This window comes from Streptomyces sp. NPDC050528, assembly GCF_044457795.1.
Lineage (GTDB): Bacteria > Actinomycetota > Actinomycetes > Streptomycetales > Streptomycetaceae > Streptomyces.
The window spans coordinates 327,439-347,783 of record NZ_JBITHH010000013.1; the positions used below are offsets into that span (position 1 = coordinate 327,439).

Sequence of the window (20,345 nt, forward strand, 5' to 3'; positions counted from 1 at the left end):
CTCCCGACGCCCCGGGCACCGTGCGCGATCGTGAACGAAGCCTGTTCGAAAGCGCGTTGACGGCCGGCGGGACCCCGACGGCAGGGACGGGCGACGCGGGCCGCCTTAAATCAGTTGTCGCTCCCCGTGTCCGCCCCTCACCATGGGCGGGACATCGGGACCTGCCCGGTGCTCCACGAGAGGAGGCACGACCGTGACGACGACTGTTTCCGGCCTGCCCGCAGACCGCCTCACTCTCACCTCATGGAGCACTCCCAGCGATGTCTCGCGACAATCTCTCGCAACACCCTCAGCACCCCCAACACCCGTCGTTTCCTGACGACTTCAGCACCGACGCCCACCGCCGCGTCCCTCCGCCGGACGGCCCGGGCGGACCGGGCGACCCTGGTGAACCGGGCGGCCCTGGCGAGCCCGGTGACATCGACGACCGGTTCGTCTTCGAGTTCCGTGCCTACGACGACGACCTCGCCGACGGTCAGCGCTGGTCGACGTGGCTCAGCGTCGAACCCCTGTCCCGAGGCCCCGAGCCGCTCCCGGACTGGGTGGTGACTTCGCAGGGCGCGATCGACACCGAGCTCGGCGTTCTCAAGACCGGTAAGGAGGCCGACGTCCACCTCGTCGAGCGCGCCGACCCGCTCGACCCCGACGCCGGTGTGGTGATGGCGGCCAAGCGGTACCGCTCCTCCGAGCACCGGTCCTTCCACCGCGCCGCGTCCTACACCGAGGGCCGCTCGATGAAGCGCTCGCGTGACGAGCGGGCCGTCAAGCGGAAGAGCACGTTCGGCCGCCAGGTCGCGGCGGGCGAGTGGGCGGTGTCCGAGTGGGCCGCGCTGGTGCGGCTCTGGAACCTCGGGCTGCCGGTGCCCTACCCGGTCCAGATCGACGGCACCGAGATCCTGATGGAGTGGATCACCGTCACCGACGAGGACGGCACCGTCGCGACCGCGCCCCGGCTCGCCCAGACCCGCCCCTCACCCGAGCTGCTGGCGTCCTACTTCGAGCAACTCACCAACGCGCTCGCGACGATGGTGCAGAACGGCCTCGTGCACGGCGACCTCTCCGCTTACAACATCCTGGCGGCGGGCGAGCGCCTGGTCGTCATCGACCTCCCGCAGATCGTCGACCTGGTCGGCAACCTCAACGGGATGACCTTCCTCCAGCGCGACTGCGCCAACATCTGCGGCTGGTTCCGTGCCCGGGGCCTGGACGTCGACGAGCACGCCCTGTTCGGGGAGTTGATGGCACACGCCTTCTGAACCACCGCACGATGCGCTACGACGGCGGGGCGGACCGGCGCCCGCACCGCCGCCGCGGCCGGCCCGTCAGCCGATGCGTGCCCCCGCGCCGCCGACCCGGACGCGGGGGTCGCCCGTGCGCAGCGTCACGGTGAGTTCGCCGGGGCGGCCCAGGTCCTCACCCTGGTGCAGGGTGAGGACGACGGCCTCGGGGACGAGGCCCAACTCCCTTACGTACGCCCCGAATGCGGCCGCCGCCGCGCCGGTCGCCGGGTCCTCGACGACACCGCCGACGGGGAATGGGTCCCGTACGTGGAAGACGGTGTCCGACTCCCGCCACACCAACTGGACGGTGGTCAGGTCCAGTTGGTGCATCAAGGCTTCGAGGCGAGCGAAGTCGTAGGCCAGATCGGCGAGTCGGGCGCGGGTCGCCGCCGCGAGGACGAGATGGCGGGCACCGGCGAAGGCGATCCGGGGCGGGAAGGCGGGGTCGAGCTCGGCCTCCGCCCAGTCGAGCGCGGCGAGCGCCTCCGCGAGGTCGGCGTCGGCGATCTCCTCGGTGTGCGGTTCGACACTGGTGAGCGTGGCCCGTAGCGTCCCGCCCTCCTCGACGACCTCCACCGGTACGACGCCGGCGCGCGTCGCGAAGACCAACTCGCCCGGGCCCACCCGCTCGGCGAGCGCGACGGCGGTCGCCACGGTGGCGTGCCCGCAGAACGACACCTCGGCCTTCGGACTGAAGTAACGGATGCCGAACGCCCGCCCCTCCTGACCGCCGAGCCCCTCCGGCGGCGCGATCAGGAACGCGGACTCCGAGTATCCGAGGTCGGCGGCGATGGCCAACATGGCACTGTCGTCAAGGGCGTTGGCGTCCAGGACGACGCCCGCGCGGTTTCCGCCGTCGGGGTCGCTGGAGAAGGCGGTGTAGCGGAGTACCTCGGGCCGTGATTCGCTCGTCGTCATGATCGTGGCAACCGGGGCGGACGCGGGACCATTCCCGGACGTGAGCAGGACGCGGGACCATTCCCGGACGTGAGCGGGCGGGGTTGACTCGCCGGGGCGACGGCAGAACCGACGGCGGGCCACTCGCCGTACTCATCGCCGAGAGGGCCGCCCACCTCGGGCACTACCGCGCCGAGACCGCCCTCGCCCCGGCCCCCACCGCCACGCGCCCTCGCCGCCGCCACCGTCTCCAACACCCGCCACAACACCCGGGGTTACGACACCCGACCGGAACCCCTCGGCCCCCGCGCCGGCATCACCCCCAGCCCCGAGGACAAGCTCCCGCCCCCTCAATCAACCCCGGCGACACCTTCCCCCCGGTTATCCCGCACACCTTCTCCATGAACCGCCGCCCGCACACCTCTCGCCCCAAAGCCGCCACAACCTCTCTCCCTGAGCACCACACCCTCCACATCGAGGAAGTGCAACGGTGACGGTCACCCACAGAAGTCGCACAGGCGAAGGAGCTCCCCCGGCCGCGGAGGCCGTATCGCAGCCTCCCTGCGCCCGCAGACGTAAGGGCAACTCCCCCTGCCCGGCGGCTACTTCCCACCGCGCTTCAACGACCACCAAAAGCAAACCGCTCCACCCGCACACTCGAAAGGCGCCAGACGTGAGCGCTCCTGTCCTTTGTGGAATCCCCGTGCGTCGTCTCGCGACAGCCCTCACCGCCTCCGCGTCCGCGCTGACGCTCACCGCGTGCGGCGTCGTCAACGGAGTCGGCGGAGGCGACAGCTCCGCGTCCCCGAAGAAGGGCGACGACATCACGGTGGGGCTGCTCCTGCCCGACAAGGACACCGCACGCTTCGAGGATTTCGACCATCCCGTCATCAAGAAGGAGGTCGCCACCCTCACGCACGGCAAGGGCAAGCTCGTCTACGCCAACGCCGAGGCCAGCCAGGCCAAGCAGAGCCGCCAGTTCCAGCAGATGGTGGACCAGAAGGTCGACGTCATCCTGGTCGACGCACTGGACTCCAAGGCCATCGCGCCGGACATCCAGAAGGCGAAGGACGCCGGTATCCCCGTCATCGCCTACGACCGGCTCGCGGAGGGCCCGATCGCCGCGTATGTCTCGCACGACAACGAACTCGTCGGCGAGATCCAGGCCCGTGCCATCCTCACGGCGCTCGGCAACAAGGCCGCATCCAGCAAGATCGTCATGATGAACGGCGACCCCGCCGACACGAATTACGCGAAGTTCAAAGAGGGTGCCCTCGGCGAACTTGAGGACAGGGTCGTGATAGCCAAGGAATACGACACCGCCAAATGGTCGCCCGCGGTCGCCAAGGCCAACATGAAGAACGCGATCAAGGCCATCGGCCTCGACAATATCGCCGCCGTCTACGCGGCCAACGACGGCCTGGCAGGCGCCGTGATCGAGGCCTTGAAGGACGCGGGTGCGACAAAGATCCCGCCGGTGACCGGCCAGGACGCGAATCTGGACGCGGTGCAGCGGATCGTTTCGGGCGATCAGTACATGACCGCGTACAAGCCGTTCATCGAGGAGGCCACCCGCGCCGCGGAAATGGCGGTGTACAAGGTCCAGGGCCGCGACATCCAGTTCGACGCACTGACCCGGGACTCGGTCGACAGCCCCACCGAAAAGAAGATCCCCACGATGCTGGTACCGGTGGTCGCGCTCACCAAGGACAACATCGAGGACACCGTGATCACGGACGGCGTCTACTCCGTCAAGGACATCTGCACCCCGAAGTACGCGGCGGACTGCACCGCGATCGGCCTGAAGTAACAACCGCCGGCCGACCACCGCACAGGACAGCTGTCTCTCGCGAGACAGCTGTCCGTGGAGCGCGGCCATGCCCTATTGCAGGAGCCAAGTCGTAGCCTTGTACCCGATGTTGGGTGAGCTCGTGCAGGTACTGGATGTGGAGACCTCGTACCAGCCACCCCAGGTATTGGTCGCGTAGTCAAGGTAACTGCAGTAGGAACTGCTCGTCGTGACGACCTTTACGGCTTTTCCAATGTTCTGAGCGTTCGAAATGCCGTCGTAGATGTCGTAGGCGCTTGCGACATACGAAGCACGGCCGTTGCCCGGCATCTCGTACCACGTGTCGGCAGTCTGCCACGTGTGCCAGATACTGCCGGACGGCGCGACGCCGAAGCATTCGCTTTCGCCCCGGTCCCAGTCCACCAGAAGAAGCCAGTTGTCGTTGAAGTTTCCCGTCTTCCCGTAGCAGGTGCGCTCCACGGCCGAAGCGGGCGATGCGAGAGTTCCCAACAGGGCCGCCAATGCAATGGCGAGGACGAACGGCAGGCGAAGTACCTTCACGCGTTTCTCCCGTATTCGGAAACCACGGATACTGGTTCTCGTCGTCTTATGGTCGTCGTTCCGAGTGCACGCCAGACAGTAACGGCAGACACCCCAACAGGAATCGAACGAGAAATGAACAGCCTTGCCCAGAGACGACCGCCGCCCCCCTGAGATGCGGCCTGGCCCGCGATGAAGTCCGGCCCGGACAGCCACCTCGGCACACGCAGCGCGCAACGCGCGGAAGTGACGAACGGCGTCCGGACTTCCGTCGGCCACGCCCGCGGCCGGCCGGCAGTTCCGGTTCCCGCTCCGGCCTTGCCCCTACACCTCTCCCCCACCTAGCCTGACTTTGTGCCGCAAATAAACAAACCCCGAACGCACAACGTCGTGCCGGGCACCCGTTCCGACCTCACCCGGCTCCGGATCACCCTCACCGCCTTCTTCGCCCTCGACGGCTTCATCTTCGCCGGCTGGGTCGTCCGCATCCCCGCCATCAAGGAACAGACCGGCGCCTCGGCCAGCTCCCTCGGCCTCGCGCTCCTCGGCGTCTCCGCCGGCGCGGTCATCACCATGATGCTCACCGGCCGCCTCTGCCACCGCTACGGCAACCACCAAGTCACCGTCGTCTGTGCCGTGTTGCTGTCCCTGAGCGTCTCCCTGCCCCCGCTCACCCACTCACCGCTCACCCTCGGCCTCGTCCTCCTGGTCTTCGGCGCGGCCTACGGCGGGATCAACGTGGCGTTCAACAGCGCGGCGGTCGACCTGGTCAGGGCCATGCGGCGGCCCATCATGCCCAGCTTCCACGCCGCGTTCAGCCTCGGCGGCATGGTCGGCGCCGGGCTCGGCGGGCTCGTGGCCGGGGTCCTCACCCCGACCCAGCATCTGTTCGGCCTCACCCTGATCGGCCTGCTCGTCACCGCGCTGGTCGGCCGCAGCCTGCTACGCCTCCAGCCCCCGATACCCGCATCGCCCCCAGCGCCCGCAACACCCCCGACGCTCCCCGACGACCCGCCGAAGCACGAGCCCACCCCCCGCCGCCTCACCCCCCGCACCCGCGGCCTCGTCTTCACCTTCGGTCTGATCGCCCTCTGCACCGCCTTCGGCGAAGGCGCGCTCGCCGACTGGAGCGCCCTGCACCTGGAACAGGACCTCGACGCCACCGCCGGCGCGGCAGCGATCGGCTACTCCTGCTTCGCGCTCGCGATGACCGCGGGACGCCTCTCCGGCACCCGCCTCCTCGAACGGCTCGGCCGTACCCGCACGCTCGTGTCCGGCGGCACGACCGCCGCCGCCGGCATGCTGCTCGGCGCCCTCGCCCCCACCCTGTGGGCGGCCGTCCTCGGCTTCGTGATCACCGGGCTCGGTCTCGCCAACCTCTTCCCTGTCGCCGTCGAACGCGCCGGTACCCTCGCCGGCCCCGACGGAGTCGCGATCGCCTCCACCCTCGGCTACGGCGGCATGCTCCTGGGACCGCCCGCCATCGGCTTCATGGCGGACTGGTACTCGCTCCCCGCCGCCCTCACCAGCGTGGCCGTACTGGCCGCCGTCGCGGCCCTCACCGGATTCCTCACCCGGCACGCGGCCGAGGGCTGATTCCACGTCACCGGGCGCAGCGAACAAGCCAACGAGCGTGCCGGTACGGGCAGTTGGGGCCGACGAGGCGCATGAGCCGAGCCGCGGGGGAATAACGTGGGTGTCCACGGCCGATCTTCGACGGTTCCGTGGTTCACACCGCCGTAAGCACAGGAGCGTCCATGACCGAAGCGGCAGACAACTCCGAGCAGGATGCGCTGGCCAGGTTCGACACCACCGTGCCGCAGTCGGCCCGGATCTGGAACTACTGGCTGGGCGGCAAGGACAACTACGAGGTGGACCGTGTCGCCGGTGACGCGTTCCGCGAGATCTTCCCCGGCATAGAGACCGGCGCCCGCGCCGCCCGCTATTTCCTCGCCCGCGCCGTCCGGCACCTGGCCGGCGAGGAGGGCATCCGGCAGTTCCTGGACATCGGCACCGGACTGCCCAGCGTGGACAACACCCATGAGATAGCCCAGCGTGTGGCACCCGACTGCCGCATCGTCTACGTCGACAACGACCCGCTGGTGCTGGCCCACGCCCGCGCGCTGCTCACCAGTTCCGCGGAGGGCGTCACCAACTACGTCGACGCCGACCTGCGCGACCCGGCCACCATCGTGCGCGAGGCCGCCAAGACCCTGGACTTCGACAAGCCCGTCGCCCTCATGCTGATGGGCATCCTGGGCCACATCGAGGACTACGACGAGGCACGCTCGATCGTACGGCGGCTGGTGGAGGCCCTGCCCGCCGGCAGCTACCTCGTGCAGTACGACAGCACGGACACCAGCGAGGCCTACGTCGACGCCATCCGGCAGTACAACGAGGGCGGTTCGATCCCGTACATCCTGCGCAGCCCCGAGCAGATCGCGGGCTTCTTCGAGGGCCTCGAACTGCTCGAACCGGGTGTCGCGTCGTGCTCCCGCTGGCGCCCCGACGACAGCGCCTGGGGTCTGCCGGCGGAGGTGCACCAGTACGGCGGCGTCGCCCTCAAGCGCTAGTACCCGCCCGGCAGTTCAGGTCTTGTGACGGATCACGTCTCCTGAAGGATGCGATGCAGGATCGTCGGAGTCTCCTCCGGCGATTCCGCCTCCACCACCAGGCGGTTCATGACGTCCCAGTAGCACTCGATCTCGGTCGGCTTGTCGGGATACAGGGCGGTGACGCGCTGTTCGAGGTAGACCATGTCGGGCAGCCGGCCGCCGGGCAGCCGCAGGATCGTCACCGGACCGGCCTCCGCCGCGTGTCCGCCGGCGAGGAACGGCATGACCTGGACGGTGACTTGGGGCAGCCGGCAGATCTCGATGAGATGCCTGAGCTGGGCGCGCATCGTGCCGAGGCCGCCCACCGGGCGCCGTAGCGCCGCCTCGTCGATCACCGCCCAGAGCTGGGCCGCCGGCCGCCGCCGGAGAATCCGCTGCCGTGTCATCCGCAGCTTGACCCGCCGGTCGAGTTCCGCACCTCCGGCGCCCGAGTGGGCGAGCCGGAGGGAGGCCCGCGCGTAGTCCGGGGTCTGCAGCAGGTGGGGAACGCGCTGGACCTCGAAGCAGCGGACGAGGCTCGCCGCCTGTTCGGCCCCGAGGTAGGCCCGCGTCCAGGTGGGCACGACATCGTTGAAGTGCTGCCACCAGGCAGGGGAGTTGGCCTCCTCGGCGAGGGCCAGCAGGGTGGCTCGCCCGGCCTCGTCCGTGACGCCGTAGAGCGTGAGCAGGTCGGCCACGTCGCGCGTTTTGAAGCGGTGGCGGCCCGCCTCCAGGCGGCTGATCTTGGAGCGGGAGGCGCGGATGGCCTCACCGGCGGCCTGGCGGGAGATGTCCCGGCCCTCGCGCAGTTCGCGCAATCGTGCGCCCAGTACCAGCCGCGGCACCACGGGGCCTGCCGACAGCCCGTCCAGCGGCGTGGTTAAGACCTCGTCGGAACCCATGCGCATTCTCCCTGCGGTGAACTGCCCCTGCACGCCCGCGACTTGTCCGCCCGCGACCGCTGAAGCCAGTCATCCTAGGGGGCCGCGGGCCACGCGATCTTCGACTGGCGGGAATGATCCGTACCTTTACGGCCAGGCCGACACGTGCACATTTCCTATACGATTTCGCGCGCGGCCGGGTCGCAAGAGAGACCCGGGAGCATGCCCTCAGAGTCACAAACTCCCTCTCCACCAGACGTGTTCGTGCCGCAAGTCTTGACGGGCGCTGGTTCCTCCCCCACGATCGCCGCATCGATTTCCTATCTGATTCCTATCTGAATCCGCAGGGGTGGGTCATGCGCTTCCCAACCAGATCTGTCCTGCCCGGAGTTGTCGCGGCCGTGTTGCTGGCCTCGGGGACAGCGGCCTGCACCTACAAGAACTCGGGTGCGCAGTCCGGCGGTCAGGCCGCGCCGGCCGCGCACACGGGCGCCGGCGCCGACCTCGTGGACGGCTCCAAGACCAAGGTCGCCCTGGTGCCCGGCGGCGCCCACCCGTACTTCCAGCCCTGGAAGACCGCGGGCGCCGCCGCGAAGAAGACGTACGGCCTCGGAGCCGTCGCCTTCGACGAGACGGCGGAGTGGGACCAGCAGAAGCAGAACAACCTGCTGTCCACGCTCGCGGCGCGCGGCTACAACGCGTTCGGGGTGTTCGGCGTCTCCCCCACCGACATCAACTCGACCTTCGCCGACCTCAAGTCCCAGGGATTCCCGGTGGCTTCACTGGGCTCGTGCCCCGCCGGCACCAAGGACGAGGCCGACTTCTGTCTCTCCACGGACGTCCAACTCGCCGCCTACAAAGCCGCGAAGGCGGCGATCGCGGCCATGGGCGGCAAGGGCACCCTGGTCCATCTGACCGGCAACAACGTTGACGCCAATACCCAGTTGAGGATCAAGGGCGTCGCCCAGGCCGTGAAGGAGTCGGGCGGCAAGGTCAAGCTGCTGCAGACCATCACCGACATCGACACGGACCTGCAGACCGCGCAGAAGGCGGTGTCCGACCTGATGGCGGCAAAGGGCGGTCAGATCACGGGCATTGTCGCCACCGCCTACAACCCGGCCGTCGCCGCGGCCGACGTCGTCAAGTCGTCCGGTTCGAAGGCGAAGGTCATCGCCATCGACGACGACGCCAAGATCCTCAGCGGCATCAAGCAGGGCACGGTCACCGCCACCGTCGTACAGAACCCGGTCGGGCAGGCCGAGATCGGCACGTGGGCGCTGGCGCTGCTCCAGACGAAGCAGTGCACGGTGCGCTCCCCGGGCGTGGAGGTGGACTCGGGTTCGTTCGTCGTCACCAAGGCGAACGTCTCCGGCTACGACAAGGCGCGGCAGGCCAAGACCGCCCAGTTGAAGCAGGAGTTCGCCGACAAGGTCCTCTCCTGCGGCTGACGGCCGGCCACCGCTGATGGCCAACCCCCACGACAGAAAGCGGAATTGCTGAATGAGCAGCATCATCACGGCCGCGACCGCGAGGCTGGCCGACATCGCCGTCGAGCAGGACCGTACCGACGCGGTGCAGTCGTTCGTGAAACAGGAGACGGTCCTGGTCGATCTGGAGACGGCTGACGGCCTCGCGGGAACCGGCTACTCCTACACGATCGGCACCGGCGGCAGCTCCGTACTCGCCCTGCTGCGCGACCACTTGCTGCCCGTGCTCGTCGGACAGGACGCCCGCAACGTCGAGGCGCTGTGGCAACGACTGTTCGCGCTGACCCGCTCCACCACCACGGGGGCCATCACCTCGCTCGCCCTCGCCGCCGTCGACACCGCCCTGTGGGACGTGCGGTGCAAGCGCGCGGGCGAACCGCTGTGGCGGCTGGCCGGCGGTCACCGCCAGGAGGTGCCGGTCTACGACACCGAGGGCGGCTGGCTGCACCTGAGCGCCGAGGAACTGGTCAAAAGCGCCCTGCGCGCCCAGGAGTCGGGCTGGGCGGGCGTCAAGATCAAGGTGGGTCGGCCGCATCCCGCCGAGGACGCGGAACGCCTGCGCGCGGTCCGCGAGGCCGTCGGTCCCTCCCTCCACATCATGACCGACGCCAACCAGTCCCAGACGGCCTCCTCCGTCCTCCGGCTCGCGGCGGCGCTGGAGCCGTACGACCCGTACTGGCTGGAGGAGCCGCTGCCCGCCGACGACATCAGCGGACACGCGCGGCTCGCGGCGGCGACCCGAATCCCCGTCGCAGTAGGCGAGTCGATGTACTCGCTCATGCAGTTCCGCAGCTATCTGGAGGCCGGTGCCGCGTCCGTCGTGCAGGTCGACGCCGCGCGGATCGGTGGCATCACCCCGTGGCTGAAGGTCGCGCACCTCGCCGAGAGCCACAACGTCATGGTCTGCCCGCACTTCCTGATGGAACTGCACGTGAGCCTCGCCGCCGCCGTACCGAACGGCCAATACGTCGAGTACATACCGCAGTTGAGGGCGGTCACCCGCACCGAACTGACCATCCGCGACGGCAGGGCCGTAGCCCCGGACGCACCCGGCATCGGCATCGACTGGGACCCGGACGCGCTGGACGACCGGAGGGTGGCATGACGACCTCGATCAGCCCACCGGACACGGTCCCGGAGGAGAGGACGGCACCGCACCGCATGCCGTTCTGGGTCAACCAGCGGCTCGGCCTGCTGGTGCTGGTCATCGCGCTCAGCGTGCTGTTCGGCGTGCTCCGACCGGCGTTCCTGGACCAGCAGTTGGTGCTCTTCCCGCTCCTGCGCGACATCGCCACACTGACCGTGGTCGCGCTCGCGCAGATGGTCGCCCTGTCCGTCGGCCACATGAACCTCGCGGTCGGCCGCATGGCCGCCTTCGGCGCGATGTTCGCGGGCCTGGGCTACGACCGTCTCGGCGTCCCGATGCAGGTCGGGCTGCTGATGTGCCTGGCCGCCGGGGCCGCGATCGGCGCGGTCACCGGCTGGCTCATCGCCCGTACCGGAGTGAGCTCCTTCGTCGTCACCCTGGCCATGGACTTCGCCCTGCTGGGCCTGGTCTCCCTCCTCTACTCGTCCCTCACCGACGACGCCGCCTTCACCACCCACCCCTCCGGCATCGACGCCCTGCGCTCCTACTCCCTCGCCGACATCTGCGCGGGCCCCATCTGCGGCTCCCCGGCCATCCCGCAGATAGCCCAGTTCACCGTCCTCGCGATGCTCGCCCTCGGTTTCCTCTACGGCTGTACGCGCATCGGCCGGGAACTGCTGCTCACCGGTGCGAATCCGGCCGCCGCGGAGCTGTCCGGCATTCCCACCGGACGCCGGGTGCTGCTCGCGCACACGCTGTCGGGGCTGCTCGCCGCGCTCGCCGGGTTCATGGCGGCGGCCGGGACGGGTACGTTCCGTGCCTCCATCGGCGACGACTTCATGCTGCCGTCCTTTCTGGGCGCGGTACTTGGCGGCACCCTGCTGACCGGCGGGGTGGTGTCCGTGCTGGGCACGCTGCTCGGCACCGCCCTGGTCGGGGTGATCCGCAAGGGCCTCGACCTGCTCGGCGTCGGGCTGGAGAGCCTGAACATCTATCTCGGCTGTGTCCTCCTGCTGGCCCTGTCGGCCGACCGGATCCGCACGGTGGTGTCCTATCGCAAGGTGGTGCGCTCCACATGAACCGCTTGAACGTGACACTGGGTCAAGGGAGTTGGGGCGGCGAGGCACTGCGCCGGTTCTCCCGTTCCACGGCGGCGATGCTGCTGTGCGTGGTCGTGGTGGGCTATGTGGCACTGGGCATCGCCTCGTCGGGCTCCTTCTTCGAGGGTCCCTCGGTGCGAGTCTTCCTCCAGTACCTGGCGACGCCCATTCTCATCGGGCTGGCCCAGATGGTGGCGCTGTGCGTGGGTCAACTCAACCTGGCGGTGGGCGCGTTGGGCGGCTTCACCGCCTGCCTGATGGGCGTCCTCATGGCCGATCACGGGGTACCCGCCGGAGTCGCCGTGATCGTGGGCCTGTTGACGGCGACAGCCATCGGGCTCGCGACCGGCATTGCGATCGTGGCCACCCAGATCAACGGGTTCATCGTCACCCTCGCGACGATGACGATCCTCCTGGGCGCGCAGTACCGGCTCACCGGCACCCGTACCGTCGACGGCTACTCGCGCACCCTGCGCGACTTCGGCACGTCGGCGCCGCTGAACATCCCCCTCGTCTTCGTCACCGCGCTTGTCGCGGCGGCGCTGCTGGCGGCGTTCATGTACCGCACGGTCGCGGGCCGTCGGCTCCTCGCGGCGGGCGGCAACCCCCTCGCGGCCCGGCTCTCCGGCATCTCCACCGACCGGCAGATCGTCGCCGCGCACACGCTGTCCGGGCTGCTGATCGGCGTCGCCGCCGTGACCGCCACGGCCTCGCTGCCCGGCGTCAACCGCAGCGTCGGCGGCGACTGGCTGCTGCCGAGCTTCGCCGCGCCGATCATCGGGGGCGTGGCCCTCACCGGCGGCTCAATCGCCGTACTGGGTACGGTCCTTGCCGCCTTCGTGACCCGGCTGATCGACGCCGCACGCGCCCAGTTCTCGCTGGACCCGAGCTGGGTGAACCTGCTGATCGGCCTGGTCGTGCTCGGCACCGTCGCCGGCGGCCGGCTGCACCAGACCCGCCTGGAGAAGTCCGCGACGACCGACGGTGCCGTCCTGCCGCAGACCGGAGGTGTCCAGTGAGCGACACGGTTCTCCTCGAATGCCACGACCTCGTCAAGGTCTTCCCCGGTGTGCGGGCGCTGGACGGCGTGGGGCTACGGCTGACCGCCGGGTCCGTGCACGCGCTGCTCGGCGAGAACGGCGCCGGCAAGTCGACCCTCATCAAGGTCCTCACCGGCGTCCACTCCCCCGACGGCGGCGAACTCACCTGGAACGGCCAACTGGTCCATCTGCGCTCGCCGTTGGAGGCGACCCGCACCGGCATCGGTGTCGTCCACCAGGAACGCAACCTGATCCCGGGCTTCTCGGTGGCGGAGAACATCACCCTGCAGAACCCGCCCTCCCACCACGGCTTCGTCGACCGCGAGGCGATGACCGCACCGGCCGTCGCCTGCCTCGCGGAACTCGGCGTAGACCTCGACCCGCAGCGCCCGGTACGCGAACTCTCCGTGGCGCAACAGCAGTTGGTGGAGATAGCCAAGGCCCTCTACACCGAGAGCCGGGTCCTGCTGCTGGACGAACCGACCGCGTCCCTCTCCCCACAGGAGACGGAACGCCTCTTCGAGGTGATCCGGCGCCTGGCCGCGCGCGGCGCGTGTGTCGTCTTCGTCAGCCACAAGCTGGAGGAGGTCTTCGAGGTCTGCGACACGGTCACCGTGCTGCGCGACGGCAAGTCGGTCCTGGAGTCCTCGCCCCTGTCGGACCACACCCACGACGACATCGTCGGCCTCATGGTGGGCCGCGCCCACGCGGCGACGGAGATGCGCCCCCGCACGGTCGACCGCACCGCCACCCCAACTCTCGTACTGGACAAGGTCTCCACGGCCGGCGGACACCGTGACATCAGCCTGGAGGTCCGGCCGGGCGAGATCGTCGGCCTGTACGGCCTGGTCGGCGCCGGGCGCAGCGAACTGGTCAAGGCGGTGCTCGGCCTGGACCGCATCACGGGCGGCGAGGTCCGCGTGCACGGCAGCCCGGTCCGCATCACGTCACCGCGCCAGGCCCTGCACGAGTTCGGCATCGGCTACGTCACCGAGAACCGCAAGGAGGGGGGCGTCTTCCTTGAGCAGCCCATCGTCCGCAACATCACGGTGACGGTGTGGAAGCGGCTCGCCAAGGTCCTCGGGTACGTCTCGGCGCGCGAGGAACGGGACGTCGCGCAGGACCTCGTCGACCGGCTCGGCATCCGGGTCTCGGGGCTCGGGCAGAACGCGGGCGAGCTCTCGGGCGGCAACCAGCAGAAGGTCAGCCTCGCCAAGTGGCTTGCCGCGGACACCAAGTTGCTCGTCATCGACGAACCGACGGTCGGCGTCGACGTCCGCACCAAGCGCGCTTTCCACGAACTGATCTGGGACCTCGCCCGCGACGGCCTCCCCATCCTCCTCATCAGCAGCGACCTCGCCGAAATGGTCACCCTCGCCGACCGCATCGTCGTCATGACGGACCACCGCATCCGCGGCGAACTCGACAACGACCGCGACTACGACCGCATGAGCGGCCGGGTGATCCGCCTGATCCACGACCGCGACACGGTGCGCTCGTGAGGCGCGTGGCCAAGGTCATCGCCGTACGCCCGGAAATGCTGGACGAATACCGGGAGTTGCACCGCGACGTGCCCCGGCCGGTGCTCGACCGGATCCGGCGCAGCCACATCTCCAACTACTCGATCCATCTGCTGGGCGACCGTCTGTTCAGCTATTTCGAGTACCACGGAGAGGATCTCGCGGCGGACCTGGCCCTGATGGCCGAGGACGAGGCCACCCGGCGGTGGTGGCAACTCACCGCGCCGTGTCAGGTGCCCGTGCCGGAGGCGGCGCCCGGCGAGTGGTGGGCCCCGGCGGAGCAGGTGTTCCTCATGGAGTGAGGGGGGACAGGACCCCAACTCCGGCTTCAGCAGCGGCCGTTCAGGACCCGGACCCCTCGCCGTCCTCGATCTGCCGTTCCAGGCTGCGCGTCAGGTGCTCCGTCATCGCCTCGGCGGCCCGCTCGGGGTTGCGGCGGAGCACCGCGCGGACGATCCGCTCGTGCTCGGCGACGGTCGGGCCCCAGGCGCCAACCACCTTGCTGAGCCTGAAGATGTGCAGATGCGCGTGGAGCCGTTCCACCGCGTCCGCCAGCAGGGGGCGGTGCGCGGCCTGGCCGATCGCCTCGTGGAAGCGCTGGTCGAGGGCGGCGAAGTCGCGGTACGACGCGTACCGTTCGTTCGGGCTCGGGTGGGCCTGCATCTCCTCGACGATCCGCTCGATGCCGTCGAGTTGGGACTCGGTGGCGTTGACGGCGGCCAGTGCGGCGGCCCTGGGCTCCAACAGCAGCCGCATCTCGAAGAGTTCATTGAGACCCTGACTGGTGAGCAACTGCGTGGCCCGGTATCCGGAGAGCGCCCGCTTCACCACCAGGCCGTCGGACTCCAGCCGAGCGAGCGCCTCCCGTACGGGAGTTGGCGAGACCTTGAGGGTGCGGGCGAGCGCTTCGATGCCGACGCGGGCGCCGGGGGCGATCTCGTGGTCCATGACCATCGCCTTGATGCGCTCGTACACGCTGTCCGACAGCGCCTGCCGGACGGGGGGCCCGCTCGGCTCGTCGCCCTCGTCCGGGACTCCGGCCGCGGAAGGACTGTGCGGCGGCATCCCGGCTCCCCCTCAAGGCACTTGGCGTTCCCGACAGTTTACCCAGGTAGACGGGTTGAGAGGGGCTCCCGCGGAGGATTGGTCCGGCTCGTCATCCCGCCCCCGCGGCGACCGTCGCCGCTCCCCCGCTCTTCTCGGTCAGGTCGAGGCTGCTGCGCAGGCTGACCGGCTTCAGCAGGATCGCGGCGACCACCGCGAGGACGGCCGCGGCGGCGGAGAGCAGGAAGATCTGCGCTGTGGCGTCGCCGTAGGCGACACGGATGATCTCCTGTACGGCGGCGGGCTGCGCGGCGATGTCCGTGGTGGCGCCCGTGGTCCGTAGTCCCGTCGAGGCGAGGCCGTGCGCGATCTGGTCCTGGACGTGCCGGGCGAGCACGGCGCCGAGGACGGAGACACCGATCGTGCCGCCGAGGGACCGGAAGAACGACACCGTGGAGCTGGCCGCGCCGATGTCCTTCAACGGTACGGTGTTCTGCACGACGAGCACCAGGTTCTGCAGCGTCATGCCGACGCCCATCCCGACACACAGCATCGCAACGCCCAGGAGCGGCATGGGCGTTCGGGAGTCGATGGTGCCGAGCACGGCGAATCCGACGGTGAGCAGGACGGCGCCGGTGATGATGAACGGCTTGATCGTCCCGGTCCGGCTGATCAGTCGGCCCGCGACCGTGGAGGCGATGAGAATCCCGGCCATCATCGGAATCGTCAGCAGCCCCGCCCCGGTCGGGCTGTGCCCCCGGCTGAGCTGGAAGTACTGGCTGAGGAACACGGCGGCACCGAACATCGCCGTACCGACGGCGAGGCTTCCGACGATCGCCAGGGCGGTCGTGCGTTGCTTCACGATAGTGAGCGGTACGACGGGTTCGGCGGCCCGCGACTCCACCCACACGGCCGCGCCGATCAGCGCCAGCCCGCCGGCCACCATGGCCGCGGTCTGCCACGAGGCCCAGCCGAAGGAGTTGTCGACGAACGACACCCACACGAGCAGCACGCTGACACCGGAGGCGATGAGGGTCGCCCCGAGGTAGTCGATCTTGACGTTCTCACGCCGGAGGACGGGCAGGTTCAGCGTCCGCTGGAGCAGGAACAGGGCTACGGCGGCGATGGGCACGCCGATGAAGAAGCACCACCGCCATCCCAGCCACGAGGTGTCGACGATGACGCCGCCGAGGAGTGGCCCGCCGATGGTCGACGTGGCCGTGACGCTGCTCAAGTAGCCGCTGTAGCGGCCGCGTTCGCGGGGCGGGATCATCGCCGCGAGGGTGATCTGGACGAGGGCCTGCACACCGCCGACGCCGACGCCCTGCAACGCCCGCGAGGCTATGAGCTGCCCCGCGGTCTGGCTGATCCCGGACGCGACGGCACCCAGCACGAAGACGGCGATGGACACCTGCACGAGGGTCTTCTTGCTGAACAGGTCGGCGAGCTTGCCCCAGATCGGCGTCGTCGCCGTGGTGGTGAGCAGGGTCGCGGTGACGACCCATGTGTACTGGGTCTGCGATCCGTGCACCGCGCCGATGATCTTCGGCAGCGCGCTGGAGACGACCGTACTGCTGAGGGTGGAGACGAACAGCGCGAGCAGCAGCCCGCTGAGCGCCTTCAACACCTTGCGACGGGCCGCGGGAGACGTCTCCGCCGGACCCGACTCGTTCACTGCCGTGCTCATACGCCGGACTCCAAGCAACCCCGTTCGCTATACACCGCGTATAGCGACATCGGTTCACCATACATGGCGTATAGCGGCGGGGCACAGAGCCGCAAGGTGGCCCGCCTCGGCGTCCCGGGTTCGGCTCGCGTCGATTCACACGTGCGATACACGGCCGCAATGGAAATACATTTTGTCCTGTACGCCCCGATATGATGTTGATCAATCGTGTAAGTTTTATTGCCTACCGTTGCGATTCCACTGACACCTTGCCCCTGGTCATTGGTACATGCAAAGATTTTTTCAACCCCGGAATCGACCCTTAATCGAAAGGGTTCTTCACCTTGTTCACATCCGGCCTTTCGGAAAATTCCCACCTGTCTGACGCACACGCGGAGCGATTGCGGTTGATCGACGGAGGATTCGCCGCGGAGTTAGTTTCCGAGAGTCAGCAGGGAAAGTTACGGAACCTGTGGGAGCGAGCACATCGGAGCCCCTACTACGCTGCACAGCCGGCGCTGAGGAAGCAGCTCCTTGCTGATGTTCCCATAACGTCGAAGGCTGTACTCAAAGAAAACCCGACTGCATTCTTGCAGTGCACGGATGCCCCTTATCACAAATACTACGAGACATCGGGGTCGACCGGTGTGCCCACCCCGACTCCGAGACTGCCGGCGGACACGATCTGGAATACCGTGTCCGTGGCCACGATCTGGAGCCGTGTTCTCCGTCCGGGCGATCGGGTCGCCGCACTTCTGCCGTCCGACGTGGCGCCGGTGTGCGACCTGGTGGCGGGCGTGACGGAATACCTGAACTGCACGATGCTGCGCGCCTATCCCTTCACCCAGGGCATCTGCGACTGGGACCGGCTGGAGTCGCTGTTCACCACCTACCGGCCTCAGCACGTCTTCGCGGCCCCCGGCGTGATCCTGCAGTGGACACGCCTGCTCAAACGGCGTGGACGACTCGACGAGATCCGCGACGGCGTGGAGTCCCTGATGCTGCTGGGCGAGGTGAGCAGCCGGTCCCTGCGGGCCCGCCTCGCGGAGATCTGGGGTGCGCGGGTCATCGACGTCTCGTACGGCAGCACGGAGACGGGGACCATCGCCGCCGGGTGTGAAGAGGACCGGCTTCACCTGTTGCTCCAGAGCCATCTGGTGGAGGTGCTGGCCGACGGCCGTGCCGTTCCGGCGGAGGCCGGACGGACCGGCGAGCTGGTGGTGACGACGCTGAACAACTTCGCCCGGCCGCTCCTCAGGTACGCGACCGGCGATCTGGTCACGCTGCGGAGTGGACAGGAGTGCGGGTGCGGTCTCGGCCTGCCGGTGATCACCGTCCACGGCCGGGACTCCGAATCCATCACGGTCGGCGGTGTTCCGCTCTCCGCGGGGGCTGTCGAGGAGATCGTCTACTCCGTTGCCGGGGTGACGGGCTACCTGGTGCAGCTCAAGCGCCCCGACGGCGCCTCCGCACGGCTCGTCGTGGAACGGGACGTCGACTTCTCGGGGGATGCGTCAGACCTCCACGACCGGCTCCGAAAAGAATTCGCCGGCATCGGCGTCGAATGGACTCAGATCACCTCCGTGGAAGAACTTCCGCAGCTGAACAAGTCCGGCGGCAGCCAGAAGAACTGGAAACGAACCAACATCCAGTGGGTGGGATGAAGAAGTGCCTCTCGATGTTCTCCCCTTCAGCGAGTTACGGACGTCCGACGGCGGAGCCCGGCAAGGCACGGCCGACCTGTGGTGCACGTACGCCGCTGTCCGGACGCTGACCTGGCTCGGTGAAAAGCCGTCCGATCCGGAAAAGACCGTACGATTCCTTCACGCCGCCCAGAACAACGACGGTGGTTTCGCCTGGCAGAAGGGTCTGACCTCGGACGTCTGGGCCACGTACTACTGCACCCAGGCACTCGCCGACCTCGACGCGGAGATTCCGCACCGGGCGGAACTGGAGGAATGGATCACCACTACACGGGATCCCTCCGGCGGGTTCTCCATGACCCCCGGACAACGACCCGATGTGTGGGCCACCTATTACACCGCCCGTACGTATGCCGAGATACTCGGTACCGAAATACCGCAGCCCGAGGAGCTGAAGTCCTGGCTCGGTGCGCTGCAACGGCACGACGGCGGTCTCGGCTGGTATCCGGGGGCGAGCGAGTCGGACGTACGTGCCTGCTACTACGCGGCGACGGCCTGGCGTTCGGCGACGCCCCGCGGCCGTGGAAGCATCCCGCGCTGGTCGGATGGCTGGACGACCGGCAGACCCCGGCGGGCGGTTTCGTGTTCGACGAGTCGGCCACGGCGGACGACCTGTGGGCCACGTTCCGCGCGGTACGCGCGCTGGCGGCGCTCGGTGAGCGGCCGGACCGCGAGGCGGACTGCGTGGACTGGATCACCGGCAGACAGGCCGCCGCCGGCTCTTTCACCCGCTGGGACGACTACCCGGACGCCGATGTGTGGGCGGCCTTCAGCGCGGTCGGCGCCCTGCTGACGCTGGGGCGCTCGCCCCGCGACACGGCAGCCGTGGTCGCCTTTCTGAAACGGTGCGAACTGCCCGAGGGCGGTTTCACCTATCGTCGCACCGACGGTGCCGGGGACAGCCTGGCCACCTCCGCCGCGCTGCTGACCGGGACGGCGAACGGCAGCGGTGCGGAGCAGGGGCCGGACGGTCTGGCCCGCTGGCTGCACGCGGCCCATCTGCCGTACGAGGGCGGCGTGATGTACATGCCGGGCCGGGGTGCCGAGGTCCGGTGCACCCTGTGGGCCGTCTCGGCACTGGCCGCCGCGCGGCGGGAGCAACTGGACGCCGACCGGATCGTCGCCTGGCTGCGGCTGTTGCATAACACCGACGGCGGCTTCGGCTACTGGCACGGACGCGCCTCGGACATGGTGGCGACGGCTTCGGCTCTCGACATCCTCGCCTGCCTGGGCCGCCGCGCCGACGCGTTGGACACCGTGGCCCTGCGTTCCTTCACCGACTCGTGCCGGGCGGACACCGGCTACCGCTACTCCCCCGGCGCCGCCGTGACCGCGGCGAGCACCGCGCAGGCCCTGCGGGTGCTGCACCTGCTGGGAGCCGACAGGGAGGACCACGACGCGGACGGCCTCCGTGCGGTCGCCGACCGGCTGCTGCTTCCGTACGCCTCTCGCCTGGGCGGCTTCGCCGCGCATCCGCGCGGAATCCCGGACCTGGTCTCGACGTACCAGGCCGTCCTGACCCTGCAGACCCTCGGCCTCCCCGTCGACGGTCCGGAACTGAGCCGGTTCCTGGACCGGGTCCGGCTGCCCGACGGTACGTACGCCTGGAGTCCGCTCGGCCGTCGTGACGGCGGCCCGCTCGCCGGAGCCCTCGGCACGCTGCTCACGCAGACGTCCCGGCTGCCCGCGCTCAATCTCTGACGGTCACTCACATCGC

The 20,345-nt window shown here is 69.0% G+C and carries 17 protein-coding genes and 1 pseudogene; 13 read left to right on the plus strand and 5 right to left on the minus strand.

The window, feature by feature from the left end:
- The first annotated feature begins 260 nt into the window (after positions 1–260).
- The gene (locus ACIBK4_RS38800; RefSeq protein ID WP_399002761.1) at positions 261–1,256 is read left to right on the plus strand and encodes a serine protein kinase RIO; all 996 of its coding nucleotides are present in this window, start codon (positions 261–263) and stop codon (positions 1,254–1,256) included.
- 66 nt (positions 1,257–1,322) lie between these two features.
- Here ACIBK4_RS38800 and ACIBK4_RS38805 read toward each other — a convergent pair whose 3' ends face one another.
- Positions 1,323–2,198: a PhzF family phenazine biosynthesis isomerase gene (locus ACIBK4_RS38805; RefSeq protein ID WP_399002763.1), complete on the minus strand. Its 876-nt coding sequence runs from the start codon at positions 2,196–2,198 to the stop codon at positions 1,323–1,325.
- A gap of 682 nt (positions 2,199–2,880) precedes the next feature.
- Between ACIBK4_RS38805 and ACIBK4_RS38810 the strand changes: the two genes are divergently transcribed.
- Positions 2,881–3,987, plus strand: coding sequence for a sugar ABC transporter substrate-binding protein (locus ACIBK4_RS38810; RefSeq protein ID WP_399002765.1), 1,107 nt, complete (start codon positions 2,881–2,883; stop codon positions 3,985–3,987).
- Positions 3,988–4,059: 72 nt separating this feature from the next.
- Here the strand turns inward: ACIBK4_RS38810 and ACIBK4_RS38815 are convergent, their stop codons facing one another.
- Complete coding sequence (locus ACIBK4_RS38815; RefSeq protein ID WP_399002767.1) at positions 4,060–4,527, minus strand: hypothetical protein; 468 nt, start codon at positions 4,525–4,527, stop codon at positions 4,060–4,062.
- Between the two features lie 369 nt (positions 4,528–4,896).
- Here ACIBK4_RS38815 and ACIBK4_RS38820 point away from each other — a divergent pair, with 369 nt between their 5' ends.
- Together ACIBK4_RS38820 and ACIBK4_RS38825 are read left to right on the plus strand one after the other, a co-directional pair.
- Entirely contained in the window at positions 4,897–6,102 is a 1,206-nt protein-coding gene (locus ACIBK4_RS38820) for an MFS transporter (protein WP_399002769.1), read from the plus strand.
- 161 nt (positions 6,103–6,263) lie between these two features.
- On the plus strand, positions 6,264–7,079 hold the full coding sequence (locus tag ACIBK4_RS38825) for an SAM-dependent methyltransferase (protein WP_399002771.1): 816 nt from the start codon (positions 6,264–6,266) through the stop codon (positions 7,077–7,079).
- Between the two features lie 32 nt (positions 7,080–7,111).
- Here the strand turns inward: ACIBK4_RS38825 and ACIBK4_RS38830 are convergent, their stop codons facing one another.
- Entirely contained in the window at positions 7,112–8,002 is an 891-nt protein-coding gene (locus tag ACIBK4_RS38830; RefSeq protein WP_399002773.1) for a helix-turn-helix domain-containing protein, read from the minus strand.
- Between the two features lie 335 nt (positions 8,003–8,337).
- Here ACIBK4_RS38830 and ACIBK4_RS38835 point away from each other — a divergent pair, with 335 nt between their 5' ends.
- From ACIBK4_RS38835 to ACIBK4_RS38860, 6 genes are read left to right on the plus strand one after another with little or no spacing between them, the layout of a single operon-like run.
- Complete coding sequence (locus ACIBK4_RS38835) at positions 8,338–9,429, plus strand: sugar ABC transporter substrate-binding protein (RefSeq protein ID WP_399002775.1); 1,092 nt, start codon at positions 8,338–8,340, stop codon at positions 9,427–9,429.
- Between the two features lie 52 nt (positions 9,430–9,481).
- Positions 9,482–10,573: a mandelate racemase/muconate lactonizing enzyme family protein gene (locus tag ACIBK4_RS38840; RefSeq protein ID WP_399002777.1), complete on the plus strand. Its 1,092-nt coding sequence runs from the start codon at positions 9,482–9,484 to the stop codon at positions 10,571–10,573.
- Positions 10,570–11,634: an ABC transporter permease gene (locus ACIBK4_RS38845; protein WP_399002779.1), complete on the plus strand. Its 1,065-nt coding sequence runs from the start codon at positions 10,570–10,572 to the stop codon at positions 11,632–11,634. The genes ACIBK4_RS38840 and ACIBK4_RS38845 overlap by 4 nt, the downstream gene beginning before the upstream one ends.
- Positions 11,631–12,674 (plus strand): ABC transporter permease, encoded by a 1,044-nt coding sequence (locus ACIBK4_RS38850; protein ID WP_399002781.1) that lies wholly within the window; start codon positions 11,631–11,633, stop codon positions 12,672–12,674. Before ACIBK4_RS38845 ends, ACIBK4_RS38850 begins: the two co-directional genes overlap by 4 nt.
- Entirely contained in the window at positions 12,671–14,197 is a 1,527-nt protein-coding gene (locus ACIBK4_RS38855; protein ID WP_399002783.1) for a sugar ABC transporter ATP-binding protein, read from the plus strand. The genes ACIBK4_RS38850 and ACIBK4_RS38855 overlap by 4 nt, the downstream gene beginning before the upstream one ends.
- Entirely contained in the window at positions 14,194–14,517 is a 324-nt protein-coding gene (locus ACIBK4_RS38860) for an L-rhamnose mutarotase (protein WP_399002785.1), read from the plus strand. The genes ACIBK4_RS38855 and ACIBK4_RS38860 overlap by 4 nt, the downstream gene beginning before the upstream one ends.
- 40 nt (positions 14,518–14,557) lie before the next feature.
- Here ACIBK4_RS38860 and ACIBK4_RS38865 read toward each other — a convergent pair whose 3' ends face one another.
- Positions 14,558–15,280, minus strand: coding sequence for a GntR family transcriptional regulator (locus tag ACIBK4_RS38865; protein ID WP_399002787.1), 723 nt, complete (start codon positions 15,278–15,280; stop codon positions 14,558–14,560).
- 91 nt (positions 15,281–15,371) lie between these two features.
- A complete protein-coding gene (locus ACIBK4_RS38870; RefSeq protein WP_399002789.1) occupies positions 15,372–16,946 on the minus strand; it encodes an MFS transporter in 1,575 nt (524 codons plus the stop codon).
- A 569-nt stretch (positions 16,947–17,515) separates the two neighbouring features.
- Here ACIBK4_RS38870 and ACIBK4_RS38875 point away from each other — a divergent pair.
- The 3 genes and pseudogenes from ACIBK4_RS38875 to ACIBK4_RS38885 all read left to right on the plus strand — a co-directional run bounded on the left by ACIBK4_RS38875 (position 17,516) and on the right by ACIBK4_RS38885 (position 20,329).
- Complete coding sequence (locus tag ACIBK4_RS38875; protein WP_399002791.1) at positions 17,516–18,589, plus strand: phenylacetate--CoA ligase family protein; 1,074 nt, start codon at positions 17,516–17,518, stop codon at positions 18,587–18,589.
- Positions 18,590–18,593: 4 nt separating this feature from the next.
- Positions 18,594–19,118: pseudogene (locus tag ACIBK4_RS38880) on the plus strand (prenyltransferase/squalene oxidase repeat-containing protein); the annotation flags it as partial.
- Between the two features lie 92 nt (positions 19,119–19,210).
- Entirely contained in the window at positions 19,211–20,329 is a 1,119-nt protein-coding gene (locus ACIBK4_RS38885; RefSeq protein WP_399002793.1) for a prenyltransferase/squalene oxidase repeat-containing protein, read from the plus strand.
- Positions 20,330–20,345: the final 16 nt, after the last annotated feature.

Coding starts and splice junctions, on each gene's coding strand:
- ACIBK4_RS38800 (WP_399002761.1), top strand. CDS start 261: ATGTCTCGCGACAATCTCTCGCAACACCCTCAGCACCCCCAACACCCG.
- ACIBK4_RS38805 (WP_399002763.1), bottom strand. CDS start 2,198: ATGACGACGAGCGAATCACGGCCCGAGGTACTCCGCTACACCGCCTTC.
- ACIBK4_RS38825 (WP_399002771.1), top strand. CDS start 6,264: ATGACCGAAGCGGCAGACAACTCCGAGCAGGATGCGCTGGCCAGGTTC.
- ACIBK4_RS38830 (WP_399002773.1), bottom strand. CDS start 8,002: ATGGGTTCCGACGAGGTCTTAACCACGCCGCTGGACGGGCTGTCGGCA.
- ACIBK4_RS38835 (WP_399002775.1), top strand. CDS start 8,338: ATGCGCTTCCCAACCAGATCTGTCCTGCCCGGAGTTGTCGCGGCCGTG.
- ACIBK4_RS38840 (WP_399002777.1), top strand. CDS start 9,482: ATGAGCAGCATCATCACGGCCGCGACCGCGAGGCTGGCCGACATCGCC.
- ACIBK4_RS38845 (WP_399002779.1), top strand. CDS start 10,570: ATGACGACCTCGATCAGCCCACCGGACACGGTCCCGGAGGAGAGGACG.
- ACIBK4_RS38850 (WP_399002781.1), top strand. CDS start 11,631: ATGAACCGCTTGAACGTGACACTGGGTCAAGGGAGTTGGGGCGGCGAG.
- ACIBK4_RS38865 (WP_399002787.1), bottom strand. CDS start 15,280: ATGCCGCCGCACAGTCCTTCCGCGGCCGGAGTCCCGGACGAGGGCGAC.
- ACIBK4_RS38870 (WP_399002789.1), bottom strand. CDS start 16,946: ATGAGCACGGCAGTGAACGAGTCGGGTCCGGCGGAGACGTCTCCCGCG.